Origin of the sequence: Streptomyces sp. NBC_00988 (genome assembly GCF_045162645.1) — a bacterium.
GTDB lineage: Bacteria > Actinomycetota > Actinomycetes > Streptomycetales > Streptomycetaceae > Streptomyces.
The window spans coordinates 6,554,511-6,573,603 of the sequence record NZ_CP108730.1 but is presented as its reverse complement, the minus strand read 5'-3'; the positions used below and the strand labels follow the sequence as shown (position 1 = coordinate 6,573,603).

Below are 19,093 nucleotides of genomic sequence, written 5' to 3'. Positions count from 1 at the left end.
GTACGGCTGATTCGTTACACGGGGTCGAGTCCTGACCGCCGATGTCGAGGGCGGCGGAGGTGCGCCGTGGGTCATCGAACCGTCCAGGTCTGGTTGTCCCAGTTGTTGCACTCCCAGAGGACCACCACCGTGCCGCTCGTGCCCCCGAAAACGGTGACGCATTTCTGTGACTGATCGGCCAGCAGTTCCGTACCGGAGAAGTGGAACCGCTGGCTGGAGTCGCCGCCGCACGCGGTCAGTTGGATCTCGGTACGGTCGGCGCTCGCCCCTCCGGCCACGGTCATGCACTTCCCCGACGCCCGGAAGGTCCCGTCCGTTCCGATACGCCATCGCTGCCCCGCGGAGTCGTCGCACGTGGCCTGGACCAGCTGGATCCCCTCGGTCGCGGCGCCGCCGCTCAGGCACTTCTCCGTGGCGGGGACCACCAGGGCATGGACGGCCGGGACGACCGACGACCCGGATCCGCTGTCCGTGGTGGGGCTCTCCGCCCCGGGGTCCGTGGTGGCGTCCTCCTGTCCGGACTTGGACGTCGACGCCTGCGAAGAGGTGTGCGGCGTGGGCGACTTGAGGCCGGCACTCGTAGAACTCGACGGTGAGGAGGTGGCGGAGGCCGTCGGTGTGCCCGCGGACCGCGACGGCGTGGTGCCGTCGACCGGAAGCGGGCCGGTCGACACTTCGGCGCCGCTGGTGTTCTTCCCCTTCGTCGTGTCGGCCAGCATCGTGATCGCGATCGTGACCAGTACCGCTACCGCTGTGACAACCGACGCGGCAAGCACGACCAGCCTCTTCGAACGGCCCGTTCGGCGGCCGGAGGGGCGCGGCGCCTGCGGGTCGGTCGTGGCCGGCTCCGGGCGTTCCGCTGCCGGGTCGTCGGCGGAACTCGGACTCGGCGCCGGCGTCGAGCCCGCCGCCGACTCCGCTGCCACAGCCGGAGCTTCAGCCGTCGTACCGGCGGCGGGCGGAGTAGTGGCGGGCGGAGTGACGGCGGGCGAAGCGACGGCGGGCTGTCTTCGTCGCGGGTCGGTCCCCGCGGGCCGCAAGAGGCCCTCGGCGTCCTCGGCCGATATCCGGTCGGCCGGATTGCCGATGAGCAGACCCTGGATGAGCGAGGTCAGCGGCCCGGCGCTCCGGACCTCCGGGGGCGGCTCCATGGCGATGGCGTACATCGTCTCCGTCACCGTGTCCCGGAGGAACGGTGAGCGCCCGTCGACCGCCTGGAACAGCGTGGCGCCCAGGGCCCAGAGGTCGGCCTCCGGGCCCGGTTTGGCGCCGACGAGCCGCTCGGGGGCCATGAAGTCGACCGAGCCCACCAGTTGGCCGGTGCGGGTGAGGGCGGAGGTCTCGGCGGCCTGGGCGATCCCGAAGTCGGTGAGGACCACCCGGCCGTCCTTGGCGAGCAGCACGTTGGCCGGCTTCACGTCCCGGTGCAGGATCCCGGCCCGATGCGCCGCTCGTAACGCGGCGAGCACGCGACGGCCGATCCTGGCGGCCTCCTCGGGCGGGACCGGGCCGTGCGTCCTGATCAGGTCGGCGAGGGTGGTGGACGGCACGTACTCCATGACGATGATGGGCAGACCCTCGTCGTCCACGACGTCGTGGACGACGACCACGTTGGGGTGGCTGATCCGGGCCGCGCTGCGGGCCTCGCGGCGGGTGCGCTCGAAGAGGGTGTCGAGTGCGTCGGCGTCGAGATGCGGCTGGGGATGGAGCTTCTTGACGGCGACCTGGCGGTCGAGGAGTTCGTCGTGGGCGCGCCACACGGTGGCCATGCCGCCGCGGCCGATCCGGTCGAGGATGCGGTACCGGTCGGCGATCAGCCGTCCTTCGTCGGACACCGTGGGTTCCTTTCCGCTGCTTCGGGGACCGATCCGGCCGACGACCCTACGGGGTTCCGCTGCCCGGCCGCACGTCCAACGGCCCTTTGTCTAGGGCTGTTTGAGGAGCGGCGCGTCCCCGGAGGCCGGGTGGATGCCGAGAGCGCGGGGCGCGGCCGAAGCGGTGCGCCGTCCGGCGCCGGGGCCGGCGTCATCGGCCCGCGGTCGGGCCCGGGTGCCGCGCACGGGGCGACTCCAGGACTGTTGATCGGTTCCATGAGGAGCGGGGCCGCCATTGGGGAGGTCTGTGGTGGATCAGTCGGACCCCGGACTCGGTGGGACAACGGCTTCCGACTGTCTCCGGCTCGGGGTCTGCGACGCTGCGCGGCCAGGCCACCGGCAGGGCGGCGCCGCCATCTCACGTCATGAAGGCCCGCCGACCGCGGTGAACGAACTCGCCGGGCTCTTCGCGTGCCCGATCATCCTCCGGAAGACACGGCGACCGCCAGCCCCGGGGGTGGCAACAGGAGTACCACCCCCGGGCATCGGGTGGCGGCCCAAGGAGGTGCGTCGCTGAACTGCTCTGCGCCGCCCGCGTGTTGCTGTGCCATGGCTGTGCCACGGCTGTGTTCTGAGGGCAGGACAGGAGTGACCTGTGGGCCAAGGTGGACGCGCCCTGGGTTCAGGACGTGGTGCCGGTGACCTCGATCGCGGTGCCGGCCTTCACCGACGCGTAGAACCACTTGGCGTCGGACGCGTCCAGGTCGATCCAGCCGCCGCTGGTCTCGTACTTGCCGATGTTCTCCTTGTCGTAGCCGAGGGCGGCGCCGACGTACACCGGCTCGTTGTCGGCGTCGCGCAGTTCGACCGCGTAGGAGATCTCCGCGTTGTAGCGGGCGCCGGCGGTCGAGTCGACGACGGTGAGGATCTTGACGTCGGGCTGCTTGTCGTACACGGTCAACGGCCCTACGACCTTTGGGGTGTTGAGGGAGCTGTCCGTGAGCGGCATGGCCCGCTTCCCCACGATCAGGACGCGCTTGCGGAGGTCGAGGCCTGCGGTGACGGGTGTGGGCGGGACGGCGGACGACGCCACGGGGGAAGGCGTGGAGACCGACGGGGAGGCCGACGGAACAGTGGGCGTGGCCGCCGGGATCCGGTGACTGCCCCCCGGCCCCGCGGGGTTCGCGGAGTCGGCCGAGTCCGTGAGGTCCAGGGTCAGCGCGAAGGCCACCAGGGCGAGGGCCGCCGTGACCGCGCCCAACGTGCCCGCCATCCGACGGCGCCCCCGGCGCACGGCACGGCCGCGGACCTCGGCGCCGGTGAGAGCCGGGAAGGTCTCGTTCGCGGCCGCCAACTCGCCCAGGGCGCTGGAGAGTTCGGAGTTCGTCCGGTCGTCAGACACGCCCGCTCTCCTTCCGAACCGGCACGTCCGCCTTGCCCAACTCGCCCGCCCTGCCCGCCCCGTCGGCCTCGTCGACCGTCAGATGCTTCGCGAGCGCCGCTCGTCCCCGGTACAGCCTGGCCTTGACCGTCCCCACCGGCGCACCCGTGTCGGAGGCTATCTGCTCGACACTCACGTCACACAGATGGTGCAGGACGATCACCATCCGCTGGGCCTTGGGCAGTTGGCGCAGCGCGGCGACAAGTGCCGTGTGATCAGGGTCGGGTCCCGGAACCGCCCCGGGCGGTGGAGTACGGCGCACCAGCTCCAGCCAGCGCCTGGCCCGGCGCCAGCGGCTCACCGCCAGCCGCATGGCGACCGTACGGATCCACGCCTCGGGCGCCTCGTCCGCGAGGAAGTCCCCGCGCCGGTCCCAGGCCCGTACGAACGCCTCCTGGACCACGTCCTGCGCCTCCTCCCTGTCTCCGGTGAACGCCGAGAGCTGGCCGGTCAGACGGGGAAACGTGGCCGCGTAGAAAGCGTCGAACTCGTCCTCGGTCATGACCTCACCGGAGTCTTGGAATTCCCGTGCAACCTGACCGCCCTCGCCGTGCGTACAGGTCCCGATGGCCGCGTCCTCACCACACGCCCCACAGGAAAGACGACAAACACGCGTCCCTGGATCCACTTCCCCCACAGCCGTACCGGAGGACCCCCGAAGTGCCGCACTCCCCCGATGACTTCGCCGCGTACGCACACGCGCGCCTGCCCGAGCTGGTCACCACCGCCCACCTGCTCTCCGGCGACCCGGGCGGCCCGAACGACCCCCGGGTGGCGGCCGAGTTGGCGCGGAGAACTCTGGTGCGGGTGTGCGCGCGGTGGCACCGGATACCTCGGGACGACGTGGACTTCTATGTACGACGGTTCCTGGTCAAGGAGTACCTGCGCGGGGCGCGGGGCCGGGCGCGCCGCGCGAAGGCCCGACGGGCCGTGCTCGTGCTGCTGCACCGGGAGGGCCTGCGCGAGGCGGAGATCGCCCAGTTGCTCGGCTGGTCGGCCGGTGCGGTGAGGAGCCGGGCCCGGCGGGGACTGGCGGTGTGCGGGGGTGATGCCGAGCGGCTGCGGGGGCTCTTCGCCGAGGCCGCAACCGGCCTTGTCCCGTTGGCCGTTCGGCTCGATGCCGTCGAACAGCAGGGCCGGGCGCTACGACGGCGCCGTAGAGGCGTAGTCGCGGTCGCCTGCGGGCTGTTGCTCGTGCCGGGGGTCGTGTTCGGCGCGGACCGGTTCATGGGCGGCGGCTCCACGGACGGGTCGGGCGGCGGGGCGTCCGACGTGGCGCAGAGCCCGATACGGATCGTCGCGCCCGGTGAACGCGTGGACGCCGTACCGGGCGTACAGGTCTGGCTGACCACCGACGGCAAGCACTGGTCGACGCCGGAAGCGCCCAACCAGTTCCTCGGCCTGACCGACGAGAGCGAGGAGGACAGGTACGAGGACGCCTACAGGAGCAAGTACAAGGACAGCTACGGGAGCGGCAGGAAGGTCAGCGCCGAGAGCAAGCAGCCGACCGTCTCCGTGCAGCCCGACCCGCTGAACAACACTTCGTACTTCCTGTCGGGCCTGTACCGCGGCCTGTCCGCCGACCCGGCCCGCGTCGAGGTCACCGTCGACGACCGCAGGATCACCGGTACGGTCCTCACGCTGGCCGGCAGCCCGGGCTGGGGCGTCTGGTACGCGCGCGCACCGCTGACGCCGGAGGAGTTGAAGGCGAGCTCCGTCGACGGTGGCCCCGCCGTCACGGTGTACGACGCGGCAGGCAAGGCCGTCGCACGGAGCGGGGCAGCCAAGTGAAGCGCCCCACGATGCCCTGGAACCGGCCTCGCACCGGCTCGCACCGCATCCGCACCCGAGCCCGCGCCCGTCTACGGCGCATCCCGCTCCGCCTGCGCCTCCGCCGCACCCGGGGCCGCCTGCTGCGCCGGCTGCTCATCGCCTTCGTCCTGCTGATCGCGTCGCTCTGCACGGCGGCGGTCGTCGCGTACCGCCTGACGGACATCCCCGAGCCGCACCCGGAGACCGTCACGCAGAGCACGGTCTTCGTCGACGACAAGGGCTCCTACCTGGGCCGACGCGGCCCGGTGGACCGCCAGGAGGTACCCCTGTCACAGGTCCCGCGGTACGTCCAGGACGCGGTGATCGCGGCCGAGAACCGTTCCTTCCGTACGGATGACGGCGTCTCGCCCCGAGCCATCGCCCGCGCGGTACTGGCCTCCCTGACCGGCGGCGAACGACAGGGCGGTTCCACCATCACCCAGCAGTACGTGAAGAACGCCCTGCTGAGCCCCGAACAGTCCCTGTCCCGCAAGGCCCGCGAGGCCCTGATCGCGATCAAGCTCGACCGCACCCGGTCCAAGGACGACATCCTGGCGGGCTACCTCAACACGGTCTACTTCGGCCGGGGTTCGGCCGGCATCCAGGCAGCGGCGCGCAACTACTTCGGCGTGGACACCCGGAACCTGACCGTCTCCCAGGGCGCCGCGCTCGCATCGATCGTCAACATCCCGTCGTACTACGAGAAGGCGGGCTCCGACCCCAAGGTGACCGCGACACTCAGGGCGCGCTGGACATGGGTGCTCGACGCGATGGCGACGAGTGGCGCCATCACCGCGAAGCAACGCGCCGACGCCGCCTTCCCGGCCTTCCGCTTCTACCCGCCGGGCACGACCGAGGGGCAGCGGCAGTACATGATCGACGTGGCGGCGCAGGAGGCCGCCGACCGGCTCGGCATCACCGAGGACCAGTTGGCCCGCGGCGGCTACACCGTGCACACCACGTTCGACCTGGCCCTCCAGGACGCCACGACGGAGGCGGTGAAGAACCTCAAGGCCGGCAAGAGCGGCAAGGACGGCAAGGGCATCACACTGCACACGGCGGTCGTGGCGATCAAGCCCGGCGACGGGGCGGTACGGCTCCTGTACGGGGGCTCGGACTACGCCCGGCAACCGTTCAACGACGCGGTGGGCGGCGCCGTAGAAGCGGGAACGGCCCTGGACCCCTTCGGCAAGGTCCGCCTCGGCACCCCGTTGGCCGACCTGCGGAAGACCCCCGCACCCACCCCCCTGAAGCTGGCCTCCGCCTACGCGACCGTGGCGGCGGACGGCGTGTACGCGACCCCGTACACGGTCACGAAGATCACCCGGGACGGCCGGCAGGTGTACACCGCGCACCCTGACACGCGGCGCGCGCTGGACGAGAAGGAAGCGTTCATGGTGAACGCGCAGATGTCCCAGACATCCAAGACGTCAGAGCCGTCCAAGACGTCCGCAGAGGCGATCCCTTCGACCCCCTCCGCCCAGAAGGCTCCCCAGACCTCCTTCACCGCCGGAGCGGGCGGCGGAATCACCCGCCGAACCATCTGGTCCACCACCCAGGACCCCCAACTCGCCCTGACAGTCGCCCTCTTCGCCGACCGCCCCGGCGAGAAGAAGAACACGACCGTGCCCGCCCAACTCCCGAACGATCCGTCGCCGGTCGGGTCCGCGGAGGAGACGGCGGCACAGATCTGGCGGCTGGCGACCAGGGCGACGGGATAGGCGCCGGTCAGTCGGCGGCCCCGCCGCCCCCCGGCCGTATCAGACCGCTCTCGTACGCCAGGATCGTCGCCTGCACCCGGTCCCGTAGCCCCAGCTTGGTCAGCAGGGCGTTGACGTGGGTTTTCACGGTCCCCGTGGTCACGCCCAGGGCCGTCGCGATCTCCGCGTTGGCGAGGCCCGAGGCGATGTGGAGGAGGACTTCCCGTTCGCGTGGGGTGAGCGCCGTGAGGGCGCCGGTGACCGCGGGTGGTGGGGGTGCGCCCTGGGCGAAGGTGTCGATCAGGCGGCGGGTGACGGCCGGGGCGAGGATGCCCTCGCCGGAGGCTACGACGCGCAGGGCGTTCAGGAGTTCCTCGGGCTGGGCGTCCTTGAGGAGGAAGCCCGAGGCGCCTGCCCGCAGTGCCTCGTAGACGTAGGCATCCAGGTCGAAGGTCGTCAGGACCAGGACACGTGGGGCCGTCTCCAGCGCGGTGATGAAACGGGTCGCCGTCAGACCGTCCATGCCGGGCATGCGGATGTCCATCAGGACCAGGTCGGGTGCCTCTCGGGTGGCCAGTTCCACGGCGCTCGCGCCGTCCCCCGCCTCACCGACCACGGTCATGTCGGGTTCCGCGTCGACGATGGCGGCGAACCCCGCGCGGACCACCGCCTGGTCGTCCACGACCATCACACGTGTGGCGACGGGGACACCTCCTCGGCGGGGGCCGGCGGCCGGCTCGGGCCGGCCGGCAGCGGCAGCAACACCCGTACCGTACCGGGCTGTTCGAAGGCGATGCGGGCTTCCGCGGCGGTGGCCTGCGCGCGCAGGCGGTCCGTGACGGGGCCGTTCACCGCCAGGCGCACGCCGGTGATCGTCAGGTGCAGCGCGCCCCGGCGCCGCCGCAGTCGTATCCGGGCCGGCCCTCGGTCGCCCGCGCCGAGTGCCGTTTCCAGCAGTCGGTACGCCGTCAGGATCACGGGTTCCGGAAGACCTGCGGCCTGTTCGGGGAGACCGCGCACGGTCACCTTCCGGCCGGCGGGGCCCGCGGTCCGGTACAGGGTCGCGAGGTCGGCCGCGGTCGGTCGTGTCACGCGTGCGTGTTCGTCGCCCTGTGCGTCAGCGTCCACGCCTGCGTCCATGTCCGCGTCCGTGTCGCTCATCTCGTGCAGCAGTTCCCGCATCGCGGCGAGCGTCGCGCGGGCCTCCGCGGCCACCTCCTCCAGCCGTACCGCATGGCTCTCCAGCCGTCCCTGGTGGGCGAGTTGGACGAGCGTCGATGTGCGGTGGAGTACCGCTTCCCTCAGTCGTGCCGCCAGTCGGTGGCGTTCCGCGCCCGCTGCCGTGCGTGCCTCCCACAGGGAGTTGCTGAGGGCGAGGTCGTCGCGGGCCACCGCGCGCAGTCGTCGGGCGCGGACGATCAGGCCCGCGCCCCAGGCCAGGGCGAACAACAGGCACAGCAGCACTCCCAGTGGCACGGCGATCAGCGCCACGGTGAGTGCGGACACGGGCTCGCCGGCCAACTCGCCGTCGGCGGCGGCCGTCACGGTCAGTGCGCAGGCGCTCGCGCCCGCGGTCACGAGCGGTGCGGGCCAGGTGCGGGTGGCGCCGCGGCCGTAGGCGCCGAGGGTGTAGACGGCCAGCGTCTCGGCCAGCAGGCCGCCCGCCAGGAACGGGGTCACCTGGCCCGGCAGTCGGGCGAACGCGCAGGCCGGCGGCCACAGCCATGACGTCGCCAGCAGCGCGGTCAGAACGAGCCAAGGGGCGCGTCGGCGCCACAGCAGCGGCAGTGCGTGCAGGGCGAGCAGCGCGGACACCAGGGCGATGGCCCCGGCGCCGGTCGGGCCCCCGGTCCAGTCCTCCGCCGCCGTCAGCAGAAGAACCAGCGGAAGTACGGTCGCCGTGAACGTGAGCGCGCTGTCCGTCAGCCGCTGCTCCCGCGGATGGTCACGGCGACGAGGGCGCGCGGCGGACCGCAACGGGCCCGTGGTGTCGGGGAGTTGGGCACGGACACGCCAACCACCCTCGGAACCGGAGCCGGGACCAGGCCCTGCGGTCAGTTCGCCGCCCACCGCCGCCGCGCGCTCCCGCATCCCCGTGACGCCCCGGCCCGACCCCATGCCGGTGTAATCGGCGGAGCCCCGCGCGGCGGTGTTGTCCACGGTCAACTCCAGCACTCCGCCCACGCGTTGTACCTCGACCCGTACGGCCGCTCCGGGTGCGTGGCGCAGGGCGTTGGTGAGGGCCTCGCGGATGATGCCGTGGACCGCCTCGGCGGCGGGGCCGGCGAGGTCGTCGGGCAGTTCGGCGGCGATCGGGCGGCCCAACCGGCCGAATCCGGCGATGAGTTCATGGACGCGGTCGGTCATCGGGCGGGCTTCGGTGTGGCGCGTGTCCCGCATCACCGCGACCAGCCGGTGGATCGCCGTCAGGGTCTCGCGGCCGGTGCGTTCGGCGAACTCCAGTGCCTCGGCGACGAGTTCCGGCCTGCGGTCGCCAAGTCTGCGGGCCACGTCGACGGTCACCACGACCGAGGTCAGATGGTGTGCGCCGACGTCGTGCAACTCGCGGGCGAGCCGGGCCCGTTCGGACTCACCGGCCCGCTGCCGGCTCTCCTCCGCGCCGGCCAGCAGACGGGCCGCCGCCAGCCTCCTCGCCAGCCACTGCCGGCGCGCCAGCCCGAGGCCCGCGCAGACGACGTACGTGCCCGCCACGATGGCCAGTTGGGTGGCGAGCGCCGGCTGGAACCCGAACCGTACGGCCGCCGGCAACCAGGACACGCCCACGGTCACGGCGAGGGCCCGCGAGGTGACCCCGGCCGGGCAGCGGACCGCGACCGAGTACAGGGCGACGGGCAGACCCAGGTCGGCGTAGGCGTCGTAGGCCGTCCTCTGGCCGAGTGCCGATGCGCCCAGGGTCCACAACAGGGCCCGCACGGGCGTGTGTCGGCGTCGGCTCAGGGCGACGGTCTCCACCGTGACGGCGAGGAGCAGGCCTACGACGCCCACCGGGCCCGGTGTCCGGACGTCCAGGAAGTCGGCCCCGGGGCCGAGCGCCGCCAGCTGCACGGCGACGAGCAGTACCGGCAGCGCCCAGTCTCGTGTCGTCGTCTCCATGTCGGGGACGAGCGTAGAACTCGCCACGCGGATCGGGGAGTTCACGGCGGGGGCTTCTCTATCTCCGGGTAGAGGCCTCGTTCCTCCGTTGCGTCGACGACTCGGTGTCCGGGCGACGGAATGCTTACGGCCATGGACATCACTTCGCTCACCGTCGTACTCAGTGTGATCGTGGTCGTCGCGGCCACGGTCCTCATCGCCTCCAACGAACCACCGCTGTGGGTCTACCTGTTGAGCTGCGCGGGGTCGCTCCCGCTGAGCAGCGCGCTGCTCCACGGGCCCGACTTCACCTCCTCCATCGAGGACGGCTCCGCCGCCGCGTGGGCGCTGCGGCTCGCCGTCACCTCCACCGTCACCGTCGTACTGAGCTTCTTCTTCGGCAAGGACAGCCGCGCGGACGCCGAGGACGACCCCGAGCACGAGCACCCCACCGACGCGGCCACCGCCCCGGCCCCTCGCCCTACGGCCTGAGCACGGCCGTGAGGGTGTCCGCCAGCCACTCCTCGTACGTGCCGGCGGACCAGCCCCTCCGGGAAGCCGGCGCCGAGCTCTGGATCCACGAGCGGGACGCCGCCATCCTGCGCGACGGGCCGCGGAGCGCGAACCGCCATGCCAAGCCCGAGCGTTCGATGGTTCCCTATCTGCTGCGCCGGCCGTCCGCTCTCGCCGTTCCGCTACGACTGGCCCGCGACGGCGCCTTCACCGCGCCCGGGGTGCCGGGCGCGCGCACCTTCGACGCCGACCAGGTACTGAAGGACGTTCCCGGCGCCCCGCAGGCCGTCGCCCTGCCCGGTCACACGCCCGGCAGCACCGCGTACGTCTTCGCCGACCGCGGTCTCCTCTTCACCGGCGACGCGCTGGTCACCGCGGACGGTTTCACCGACCGCACCGGACCCACGATCGTGAGCCGCTGCTTCACCCATGACAGCGGGGCCGCGCTCGACGCCCTCGACCGCCTCGACCAACTGGCGGCAGAGCAGATGACGGAACTGCTGCTGCCCGGGCACGGCGAGCCCTTCGCCGGAGACGTGCGGAGCGCCACCCGGCAGGCACGGCAGTTCGGCGCCCACTGAGCTTCTTCAGCGTTGCCGCTCCAGGGTGAGGATGGCTTTGGCGATTGACGTCATGCGGTTTGGGCTGCATCGGGATCTGCGGAAGATCTGCCAGGACTTCAGGCGTGCGACGCCGCGTTCGACCGGTGCCCGTGCCGCGGCCAGGGCCCGGTTGAGGGTCTTCTCGGTGAGGGTGAGTTCCTGCAGGGGCCTGCGTTTGATGCCCGTGGTCACCCAGGGGCCGCCGCCCTGGTAGGCGAGGTCGGCCAGGATGGGGACGCCTTGGCGCTCGCAGATGCGGATGATCCGGTGGGTGCGGGCAGCGGTCAGGTCGTGAGCCCGGCCGGGCAATGCGGGCGAGAGCCACAGCAGCCGGCCAGCCGGGTCGGTGACCACCTGCACGTTCACTCCGTGCCGGCGGTGTTTGTGGGAATAGTCGGCCCGTCCGTCGCCGACCCGGTCGCATTCGGCGAGCGTGCCGTCCAGCAGGACGAAGTCCGCATCGGCCTCGCGCAGGACTTTCAGCAGACCCGGCGCACGTTCGGCGAGCAGGCGGATGACCGTGCTGGTGTAGGCGTGGGCGGTGGACTCGCTGATCCCGAACCCGGCAGCGATCTTCGCCAGGGTCGTGTGTTCGCGCAGGTACACCAGTGCCACCATCGCGCGCTGGGACGGGCGGAGCTTGCAGCGCCGGTCACCCTCACGGGTGACGATGAGCATCGTGACCCACTCCACGAGCGCATGGGGCAGGTCGAGTGCGGCAGGATAGATGACCAACGAGGCCCCCGAGCAGCGTGGTTGAGACGTCAGACATCTCGATCAACAGCCCGGGGGCCTCGCTCGTTGCGCTTCATGGACCGTCACCTGATCGGTGGCCAACTCGAAGAAGCTCACTGATCGCCGTGACCTTCCACCGGCCTCCGCGACCTTCTTACGAACCTGGGACGTCGACCCATAAGTGCACCTTATGACCGTTTAATCCCCTCCTCCCGGTCTAGCGTTGCGAATCGTCCGGCACCGAGCGTGACCACCTCGCCGGCTCGCAACTGCCCTTTTCCGCAAGAGGAGTACGCACGCATGACCGTCACCAAGGCCCGCGCCGCCCGCACTTCCCGGATCACCCGCGCCATCGGCACCGGCGCAGCCCTCGCCGCAGCCGCACTCTTCGCCGCCCCCGCAGCCGTCGCCGCCGACGCACACCGCAGCCCTCAACACAGCGGCAGCGCAACGGTGTTCGTGCAGAGCGACAACACCGCCGCGAACACCGTCGTGGCCTACGCCCGCGCCGCCGACGGCACCCTCGCCCAGAAGAGCGTCTACTCCACCGGCGGCAAGGGCGGCATGCTGGCCGGCACCGTCGCCGACCACCTCGCCTCGCAGGGGTCGCTCGCCTACGACCGGCACCACCAGCTGCTCTACGCCGTGAACGCGGGCAGCGACACCGTGACCGTCTTCGCCGTGGACGGCACGCACCTGCGGCGGGTCCAGGAGATCTCCAGCGGCGGGAGTTTCCCGGTCAGCGTCACGTTCCACGGGAACCGGGTCTACGTCGCCAACACGCTCGGCGGCGGTTCCGTACAGGGCTTCGTGCGGACCGGCGAACGGCTGGTGAAGGTTCCGTCCTGGCACCGCGAACTCGGTCTGGACAAGGGGACTTCGGCCGTCGGGCAGATCTCCTTCACCCCGGACGGTTCGAAGCTCGTCGTCACCACCAAGGCCTCGGGGCAGAGCATCGACGTCTTCCCGGTCGGCGTGCACAGCGGTCCGTCCGCGCGGCCGGTGGTGACCTCGACCCCCGGCGCCGTGCCGTTCGGGTTCGCCTTCGACTCCGCCGGGCGGATCCGGGTGACGGAGGCCGGGACGAACTCGGTGGGCACCTTCACGGTCGGCCGCGACGGCAGACTGACCGCGAAGGGGACCGTCCCGACCGGCCAGACCGCCACCTGCTGGGCGGTGACCGCCGGTGACCAGCTCTACGTCTCCAACGCGGCCAGCGGCACCCTCTCCGGCTACCGGGTCGGCCCCGGCAGCGGGCTCACCGCACTCGGCAACACGGCCACCCACCCCGGCACGGTGGACGCGGCGGCCTCCTCGGACGGCCGGTACCTGTACGTCCAGACGGGAGTCCAGGGCACGGTGGACGAGTTCCGGGTCGGACCGAAGGGGGCACTCACCGCGATCGGCTCGGTCGTCGTACCGGACGCCGTCGGCGGCGAGGGCATCGCCGCGGGCTGACCGACACCGGCACCGACACCGGGGCCCGCACCGCGGCGGGCCCCGGACCCGTACCCGCTCTCCCCCTGTTTTCGTTGGCACCGCATCCAATCCAAGGTCCCGGCAGGAACGGATTACGCCCGGACATGTCCCGACCGCGGAGGCCCTCGGTGAAAGAAGCAGTGCATATCGGCAGAAACCCGGCCGCAGGGCCCGACCTGGAGGAACTGGTCGGCCGGGTGGCCCTCGGGGACGAGGACGCCTTCGCGGGTGTCTACGACGCCGTGGCGGGGCCGGTGCTGGGGGTCGTGCGGGCGGTGCTGCGCAACCAGGCGCAGTCGGAGGAGGTGACGCAGGAGGTGCTGGTGGAGGTGTGGCGGACGGCTCCCCGCTACCGGCGCGACCGCGGCACCGCCGTCAACTGGATCCTCACCCTCGCGCACCGCCGGGCGGTGGACCGGGTGCGCTCGGTGGACGCCGCGGCGGCCCGCGACCACAAGGCCGCGCTGCTGGCCCAGCTCCCCGAGTACGACGAGGTGGCCGAGCGCGTCGAGGCCCGGCTGGAGCGCGAACAGGTACGGCGCTGTCTGCGCACGCTGACCGAACTCCAGCGCCAGTCCGTCACGTTGGCGTACTACCGGGGCCTGACCTACCGCGAGGTGGCGGAGGCGCTGGCGCTGCCACTGGGAACCGTGAAGACCCGCCTGCGCGACGGACTGATCCGGCTGCGCGACTGCCTGGGGGTGACCGCGTGACCACCGTCGACCCCCGCCGGCTGACCGGTTCACCCGCCCCGCACGCGCGGCGCGACCGCACGACGACCACCGACCCCTACCGGCATACCAGCCCGAACTCCGCGCACACGCTGTCCGACCGCCTGGGGGTGACCGCGTGACGACCGTCGATCTGCACCGGCTGACGGGTGCCTACGCCCTGCACGCGCTGCCCGATGAGGAGAACAGCGCCTTCGAGCGCCACCTGGCGGGCTGTGAGCCCTGCGCGGAGGAGACCGCCGAGCTGAGCGCGACCGCCGCCCGGCTGGGGCTCGCCGTCGCCGCGACGCCCCCGACCGCGCTGCGCGAGCAGGTGCTGCGCCGGATCACCGCCGTCCGCCAGGAGACCCCCGGCAGGCGCCCCCAGAACCGCACCGCGCTGGCCGGCCTGCGGACCCGTACGCTCTCCCGCTGGGCGCTCGCCGCCTGTCTCGCGGCGGCCACGGCGCTCGGCGGTACGGCCGTCTGGCAGCACCAGCGGGCCGAGGACGCCCGCGACCGGGCGCGGCAGGCCGTGCAGGCGTCGGACGAGATCGCCGCCGTCCTGGCCGCACCGGACGCCAGGACCCGGGCCGCCGGACTGGCCGGGGGTGCCACCGGGACCGTCGTCGTCTCGCACGGCCGGGACCGGGCCGTGTTCGTCGTCTCCGGGATGGCCCGGCCGCCGGGCGGCAAGGTCTACCAGCTGTGGTTCGACGACGCCGGAACCATGCGGTCGGCCGGTCTGATGAACCCCGCCCGCACCGACCAGGCCGTCCTGCTGCGGGGCGCCGTCGACGGCTCGTCCGGCATGGGCATCACCGTCGAACCGGCCGGCGGCTCCCCGCACCCCACCTCCACGCCGCTGGCCCTGCTGACCTTCCCGGGCTGAGGCGGTGGGCATCACCGTCGAACCGCACGGCGACTCACCCCACCCCACCTCCGCGCCGCTGGCCCTGCTGACCTTCCCGACCTGAGGGGGTACGCATCACCGTCGAACCGGCCCGCGGCTCCCCCCACCCCACCGCCGCCCCACTCGCCCCGCGGGCCGGTCAGACGAGGCCCGTCACCGTCACGGTGACCCGGGGGGCGGACCGTGCCGGTGCCAGGGTGTCCAGGTGCCGTTCGACGGTGTCACGGACACCGCGGGCCACGTCCACGGTCCTGGCCCGGCGCAGCGCGACGACGTGGATCTCGACCCGCCAGGGACCGTCACCGTCCGGGGGAGTCATCCGCACCCCGGCGGGCGCCGCCCCGGGCCGCGCCACCACCGACCGCAGCCGGTCGGTCAGCCCCGGCCGGAGAAAGGCGACCCCCGAGACACCCTCGACAGCCGTGGCGACCTCCGCGGCGAGCGTCGCGTGCGCGGGCCGGCCGTACGGCGCGGAGTCCTCGGAGTGCTGCGCGGTCATGCCGTACCGCCTTCCTGGTCGTCATCGTCGTCGGGCATAGACGTGGACACGAGGTCCGTCACGCGGATGTCAACCGCCGTGACCCCCATGCCCAGTTCACGGTCCGCCGCCTCCCACACGCGTTCGCGGACCCGGGCGGCGAGTTCGGGCAGCGGGGCGTCGGCCGGGGCGTGGATGTCGAGGCGGACCTCGACCGTGCCGGCGTCGTGGCCGTCGCGGAGGCGGCAGGAACCGGCCCGGACGCCCGGGACCGACTCGGCCGCCGCGCGGAGCGCACGGGCCGCGACCGCCTCCATGATCCAGAGGTCCTCGGCGGGTTCACCGAGGGGCAGGGGGCGGCCCGGGCGCAGTTCGAGGCGTACGACGTCCATGATCCGCCGGGTCAGCGGCTCGGTGTCGTAGGCGGAGGCGGTGGTGTCCGTCTCCGCCTGCAGGCCGCGCACCACGGACTCCAGGTCGTCGAGTCCGCGCACGGCCTGGCGGCAGTGCGGGCAGGTGCGGAGGTGCGGGTCGTCCGTGCCCCGCTCCCAGTCGTCCCAGGTCCGCGACAACAGCCGTCCGCAGGGCAGGAGTTCGTCGTCGGCCTGGGTGGGCGTGGTGTTCGGCTGGTCGGTGCGGTCGGTCATCGCCAGGCCCCCAGTGCTTGGGTCAGAGATCGGCGGGCGCGGAACACCCGGGCGCGGACGGCCTCCTGGCTGATGCCGACCGCGTCCGCGATGAACTCGTAGGAACGGCCGTCCAGTTCGCGCAGCACCCAGCACGCGCGCTGTTCGGCCGAGAGGAGGTCGAGGGCGGCGCGCAGTTCGCGGACCGCGTCGCGGCCCTCGGCGATCCGGGCCGGGGAGGTGGTGTGTTCGGCGGCGGCCACGTCACCGGCCGCCTCCAGCGAGGCCACGGGTCTGCGCGAACGCAGCACGTTCAGGCAGCGGTTGGTGACGATGCGGTACATCCAGGTGCCGAAGGCGGAGCGGCCCTGGAACTCCGGGAGCCGTCGCCAGGCGCTGAGGAAGGCGTCCTGTACGGCGTCCTCGGCCTCCGCGCCGGTACCGAGCAGGCTCGTGGCGAGGCGGATCAGCGCGGGGGCGTGCCGCTGCACGAGCACGGCGAAGGCGTCCTCGTCCCCTTCCGCGGCCCGGACCGCCAGCAGGGCGTGATCGGTCTCGGCCCGGGTGTCCGGTGGTGCGTCGGGTGTGCGGGGCCCCGCCACTGGGCGGCTCCTCTCGTCCGGTCTGTCTGCGGGTTGGACACGGCCGCGCGGCGTCTGTGACGCGAGCGCGCCCGCTTCTTCTCCTTTCTCCTCCTTCCGGAGCCGAAGGGGCCGCGGATGGGTCGAAAAAGGAAATTCATCCGATCGGGCGGGCGACCAATCCTCACCCCATTCGGTGCCGGATTCCCCCCGTGACCGAGAACGAGAAGAAATCCGCCGCCGCACCGCTGCTGCCGCTCGCCGCGCTCAGCGGTGCGCTGGCGGGACTCGCCGCGCTCGCGGTCGCCGAGGCCGTGGCGGGCGGGACGCGTCCGCAGGCCGGGCCGGTCGTCGCGGTCGGGGGCGCGGCGATCGACCGTACGCCCGCCCCCGTGAAGGACTGGGCGATCCGCCATTTCGGCACCGACGACAAACTCTTTCTCCAGCTGGGAATTCTCGCGGTACTCGCGCTTTTCGCGCTGGCCCTGGGAATTGTCGCGCTGCGATTCCGGCGTACGGGGGCGGCCGGTGTGCTGCTGTTCGGAGTCGTCGGCGCCCTCGCGGCGACCGGCCGCCCGGATTCCACCGGGATCACGGACGCGCTGCCCTCCGTGGCCGGCGCCGTCGTCGGCGCCGCGGTGCTGTACGTCCTGATCGGCCGGCTCCGGCCCCGGGGACCGGCCGACCAGGACGCCGTGGCGCCGCCCGGTGTCGGATGGGACCGGCGCGGTTTCGTGATCGCGGCGGGTGCCGCCGCCGTCGGGTCCGCCGGTGCCGGGCTGCTCGGCCGTTCGCTGAGCGGTGCCGACGGCCGGGACGCGGTCGCCTCCCGCCGGAACCTGGTGCTGCCGCCGCCGGGCTCCCGGGCCCGGACCGTGCCCAAGGGCGCCGGTCTCCGGATCCCCGGCGTCAGCCCCTTCGTCACCGCCAACGGCGACTTCTACCGCGTCGACACCGCCCTCGTGGTGCCGAAGGTCGACGCCACGACCTGGCGGCTGCGCATCCACGGGCAGGGCGTACGGCGCCCCGTCACCCTCACCTTCGACGACCTGCTGCGGCGCGAACTGGTCGAGCGCGACATCACGCTCACCTGTGTGTCGAACGAGGTCGGCGGCCCCTACGTCGGCAACGCGCGCTGGATCGGCGTACAACTGGCCGATCTGCTAGCCGAGTTGGGGGTCGAGCCGCCCTCCGAGGGAGGTCCGGCCGACCAGTTGGTGGCGCGTTCCGTGGACGGCATGACGATCGGCAGCCCGGTCGAGGACGTGATGGACGGCCGCGACGCCCTTCTCGCCCTCGGCATGAACGGCGAACCGCTGCCCTTCGCCCACGGCTTCCCCGTCCGCATGGTCGTGCCCGGCCTGTACGGCTTCGTCTCGGCCTGCAAATGGATCAAGGACATCGAGCTGACGACGTTCGACGCCTACGACCCCTACTGGGTCAAGCGGGGCTGGGCCCGCAGGGCGCCGATCAAGACCGAGTCGCGGATCGACACCCCGAAGCCGTTCGCCCGGCCGAAAACGGGGACGGTGATGGTGGCCGGGGTCGCCTGGGCCCAGCACCGCGGCATCGACAAGGTCGAGGTCCGCGTCGACGACGGCCCCTGGCAGGAGGCCCGGCTCGCCGCCGAGGACACCCGCGACACCTGGCGCCAGTGGTCCTTCCCCTGGCGGGCGACCAAGGGCGGCCACACCCTCACCGTCCGCGCCACCGACCGCACCGGCGCGGTGCAGACCGACAGACGGACCAGGACCATCCCCGACGGCGCGAGCGGATGGCACTCCGTGGTCGTGACCGTCGACTGACCCCACAGACCGTCCGTCCCACCGGCCTTCTTCCCCACCGGCCCTCTTCCCCACCGACCTTCTTTCCCCACCCCGCGTACCGGCGCCTGTCGCCGTACCCATCACAAGGAGAACCCGCATGAACACCCGTATCCGTCGTACCGCCGTCGCCCTCGCCGCCGCGGCCGTGCTGCCGGTGGTCCTGAGCGCCTGCTCCGACAGCGGCAGCGACTCCGCGAAGTCCGACGCCTCCACCAAGGCGTCCGCCGCCACCACCGACAACAGCATGAGCGGCTCCGACGCCACCACCGCCGACCAGCCCTTCGGCACCGGCTGCGCGGCCGTCCCGAAGAGCGGTTCCGGTTCCTTCGACGGCATGGCGCAGGACCCGGTGGCCACCGCCGCCTCCAACAACCCGGCGCTGTCCACGCTCGTGGCCGCGGTGAAGAAGGCGGGGCTCGTCGACACCCTCAACAACGCCCAGAACATCACCGTGTTCGCGCCGACCAACGACGCCTTCGCCAAGATCCCGAAGGCCACCCTGGACAAGGTCCTCGCCGACAAGGCCCAGCTGACGAAGATCCTCACCTACCACGTGGTGGGGCAGAAGCTGACGCCCACGAACCTGGAGAAGGGCTCCTTCGACACCCTGGAGAAGTCGAAGCTGACCACCGCCGGCTCCGGTGAGTCGTACACCGTCAACGACTCCGCGAAGGTCGTCTGCGGCAACGTCAAGACGGCCAACGCCAACGTCTACATCATCGACACGGTGCTGATGCCCACCAGCTGACGGTCGGCTGACGCCCCGAAGG

General features: G+C 72.3%; 19 protein-coding genes. 10 read left to right on the top strand and 9 right to left on the bottom strand.

What is annotated here, in order from left to right; translation table 11 throughout:
• Positions 1–71: 71 nt before the first annotated feature.
• The 3 genes from OG496_RS30165 to OG496_RS30155 form a co-directional block, all read right to left on the bottom strand.
• Entirely contained in the window at positions 72–1,835 is a 1,764-nt protein-coding gene (locus tag OG496_RS30165) for a protein kinase domain-containing protein (RefSeq protein WP_405973132.1), read from the bottom strand.
• A 661-nt stretch (positions 1,836–2,496) separates the two neighbouring features.
• Positions 2,497–3,216, bottom strand: a complete 720-nt coding sequence (locus OG496_RS30160; protein ID WP_405973131.1) for a hypothetical protein — start codon at positions 3,214–3,216, stop codon at positions 2,497–2,499.
• Entirely contained in the window at positions 3,209–3,757 is a 549-nt protein-coding gene (locus tag OG496_RS30155) for a SigE family RNA polymerase sigma factor (RefSeq protein WP_366494560.1), read from the bottom strand. The genes OG496_RS30160 and OG496_RS30155 overlap by 8 nt, the downstream gene beginning before the upstream one ends.
• 158 nt (positions 3,758–3,915) lie before the next feature.
• Between OG496_RS30155 and OG496_RS30150 the strand changes: the two genes are divergently transcribed.
• Both OG496_RS30150 and OG496_RS30145 read left to right on the top strand, forming a co-directional pair.
• Positions 3,916–5,046: a sigma factor-like helix-turn-helix DNA-binding protein gene (locus tag OG496_RS30150; protein WP_405973130.1), complete on the top strand. Its 1,131-nt coding sequence runs from the start codon at positions 3,916–3,918 to the stop codon at positions 5,044–5,046.
• An 11-nt stretch (positions 5,047–5,057) separates the two neighbouring features.
• Positions 5,058–6,788, top strand: a complete 1,731-nt coding sequence (locus OG496_RS30145; protein ID WP_405976738.1) for a transglycosylase domain-containing protein — start codon at positions 5,058–5,060, stop codon at positions 6,786–6,788.
• 7 nt (positions 6,789–6,795) lie between these two features.
• Here the strand turns inward: OG496_RS30145 and OG496_RS30140 are convergent, their stop codons facing one another.
• Together OG496_RS30140 and OG496_RS30135 are read right to left on the bottom strand one after the other, a co-directional pair.
• Positions 6,796–7,455 carry a response regulator gene (locus tag OG496_RS30140; protein ID WP_405973129.1) on the bottom strand — a complete coding sequence of 220 codons (660 nt, stop codon included), beginning with the start codon at positions 7,453–7,455 and terminating at the stop codon, positions 6,796–6,798.
• A complete protein-coding gene (locus OG496_RS30135; RefSeq protein ID WP_405973128.1) occupies positions 7,455–9,926 on the bottom strand; it encodes a sensor histidine kinase in 2,472 nt (823 codons plus the stop codon). The genes OG496_RS30140 and OG496_RS30135 overlap by 1 nt, the downstream gene beginning before the upstream one ends.
• A gap of 87 nt (positions 9,927–10,013) precedes the next feature.
• On the opposite strand from OG496_RS30135, the gene OG496_RS30130 reads away from it, so the two are divergent.
• Complete coding sequence (locus OG496_RS30130) at positions 10,014–10,352, top strand: hypothetical protein (protein WP_405973127.1); 339 nt, start codon at positions 10,014–10,016, stop codon at positions 10,350–10,352.
• 14 nt (positions 10,353–10,366) lie between these two features.
• A complete protein-coding gene (locus OG496_RS30125; RefSeq protein ID WP_405973126.1) occupies positions 10,367–10,954 on the top strand; it encodes an MBL fold metallo-hydrolase in 588 nt (195 codons plus the stop codon).
• Positions 10,955–10,960: 6 nt separating this feature from the next.
• Here the strand turns inward: OG496_RS30125 and OG496_RS30120 are convergent, their stop codons facing one another.
• Positions 10,961–11,710 carry a transposase family protein gene (locus OG496_RS30120; protein WP_405973125.1) on the bottom strand — a complete coding sequence of 250 codons (750 nt, stop codon included), beginning with the start codon at positions 11,708–11,710 and terminating at the stop codon, positions 10,961–10,963.
• A 300-nt stretch (positions 11,711–12,010) separates the two neighbouring features.
• Here OG496_RS30120 and OG496_RS30115 point away from each other — a divergent pair, with 300 nt between their 5' ends.
• The 4 genes from OG496_RS30115 (at position 12,011) to OG496_RS30100 (ending at position 14,791) form a co-directional block, all read left to right on the top strand.
• A complete protein-coding gene (locus tag OG496_RS30115; protein ID WP_405973124.1) occupies positions 12,011–13,168 on the top strand; it encodes a lactonase family protein in 1,158 nt (385 codons plus the stop codon).
• 149 nt (positions 13,169–13,317) lie between these two features.
• Positions 13,318–13,902 carry an ECF RNA polymerase sigma factor SigK gene (sigK, locus tag OG496_RS30110; protein WP_366494571.1) on the top strand — a complete coding sequence of 195 codons (585 nt, stop codon included), beginning with the start codon at positions 13,318–13,320 and terminating at the stop codon, positions 13,900–13,902.
• The gene (locus OG496_RS30105) at positions 13,899–14,042 is read left to right on the top strand and encodes a hypothetical protein (protein ID WP_405973123.1); all 144 of its coding nucleotides are present in this window, start codon (positions 13,899–13,901) and stop codon (positions 14,040–14,042) included. Before sigK ends, OG496_RS30105 begins: the two co-directional genes overlap by 4 nt.
• Positions 14,039–14,791, top strand: coding sequence for an anti-sigma factor domain-containing protein (locus tag OG496_RS30100; protein ID WP_405973122.1), 753 nt, complete (start codon positions 14,039–14,041; stop codon positions 14,789–14,791). The genes OG496_RS30105 and OG496_RS30100 overlap by 4 nt, the downstream gene beginning before the upstream one ends.
• Before the next feature lie 160 nt (positions 14,792–14,951).
• Here the strand turns inward: OG496_RS30100 and OG496_RS30095 are convergent, their stop codons facing one another.
• Genes OG496_RS30095 through OG496_RS30085 form a run of 3 tightly spaced genes read right to left on the bottom strand, consistent with a single transcriptional unit; the run spans position 14,952 to position 16,518 of the window.
• A complete protein-coding gene (locus tag OG496_RS30095; RefSeq protein WP_405973121.1) occupies positions 14,952–15,311 on the bottom strand; it encodes a hypothetical protein in 360 nt (119 codons plus the stop codon).
• On the bottom strand, positions 15,308–15,937 hold the full coding sequence (locus OG496_RS30090) for an Asp23/Gls24 family envelope stress response protein (protein ID WP_405973120.1): 630 nt from the start codon (positions 15,935–15,937) through the stop codon (positions 15,308–15,310). The genes OG496_RS30095 and OG496_RS30090 overlap by 4 nt, the downstream gene beginning before the upstream one ends.
• The gene (locus OG496_RS30085; protein WP_405973119.1) at positions 15,934–16,518 is read right to left on the bottom strand and encodes an RNA polymerase sigma factor; all 585 of its coding nucleotides are present in this window, start codon (positions 16,516–16,518) and stop codon (positions 15,934–15,936) included. The genes OG496_RS30090 and OG496_RS30085 overlap by 4 nt, the downstream gene beginning before the upstream one ends.
• Before the next feature lie 191 nt (positions 16,519–16,709).
• On the opposite strand from OG496_RS30085, the gene OG496_RS30080 reads away from it, so the two are divergent.
• Both OG496_RS30080 and OG496_RS30075 read left to right on the top strand, forming a co-directional pair.
• Complete coding sequence (locus OG496_RS30080; protein WP_405973118.1) at positions 16,710–18,302, top strand: molybdopterin-dependent oxidoreductase; 1,593 nt, start codon at positions 16,710–16,712, stop codon at positions 18,300–18,302.
• Between the two features lie 118 nt (positions 18,303–18,420).
• Positions 18,421–19,071, top strand: coding sequence for a fasciclin domain-containing protein (locus tag OG496_RS30075; protein ID WP_405973117.1), 651 nt, complete (start codon positions 18,421–18,423; stop codon positions 19,069–19,071).
• Positions 19,072–19,093: the final 22 nt, after the last annotated feature.

What these genes read in the sequence shown, in the direction of transcription:
- OG496_RS30115 (WP_405973124.1), top strand. Translation starts at nt 12,011, where the DNA reads ATGACCGTCACCAAGGCCCGCGCCGCCCGCACTTCCCGGATCACCCGC.
- OG496_RS30155 (WP_366494560.1), bottom strand. Translation starts at nt 3,757, where the DNA reads ATGACCGAGGACGAGTTCGACGCTTTCTACGCGGCCACGTTTCCCCGT.
- OG496_RS30090 (WP_405973120.1), bottom strand. Translation starts at nt 15,937, where the DNA reads ATGACCGACCGCACCGACCAGCCGAACACCACGCCCACCCAGGCCGAC.
- OG496_RS30075 (WP_405973117.1), top strand. Translation starts at nt 18,421, where the DNA reads ATGAACACCCGTATCCGTCGTACCGCCGTCGCCCTCGCCGCCGCGGCC.
- OG496_RS30145 (WP_405976738.1), top strand. Translation starts at nt 5,058, where the DNA reads ATGCCCTGGAACCGGCCTCGCACCGGCTCGCACCGCATCCGCACCCGA.
- OG496_RS30095 (WP_405973121.1), bottom strand. Translation starts at nt 15,311, where the DNA reads ATGACCGCGCAGCACTCCGAGGACTCCGCGCCGTACGGCCGGCCCGCG.
- OG496_RS30130 (WP_405973127.1), top strand. Translation starts at nt 10,014, where the DNA reads ATGGACATCACTTCGCTCACCGTCGTACTCAGTGTGATCGTGGTCGTC.
- OG496_RS30140 (WP_405973129.1), bottom strand. Translation starts at nt 7,455, where the DNA reads ATGGTCGTGGACGACCAGGCGGTGGTCCGCGCGGGGTTCGCCGCCATC.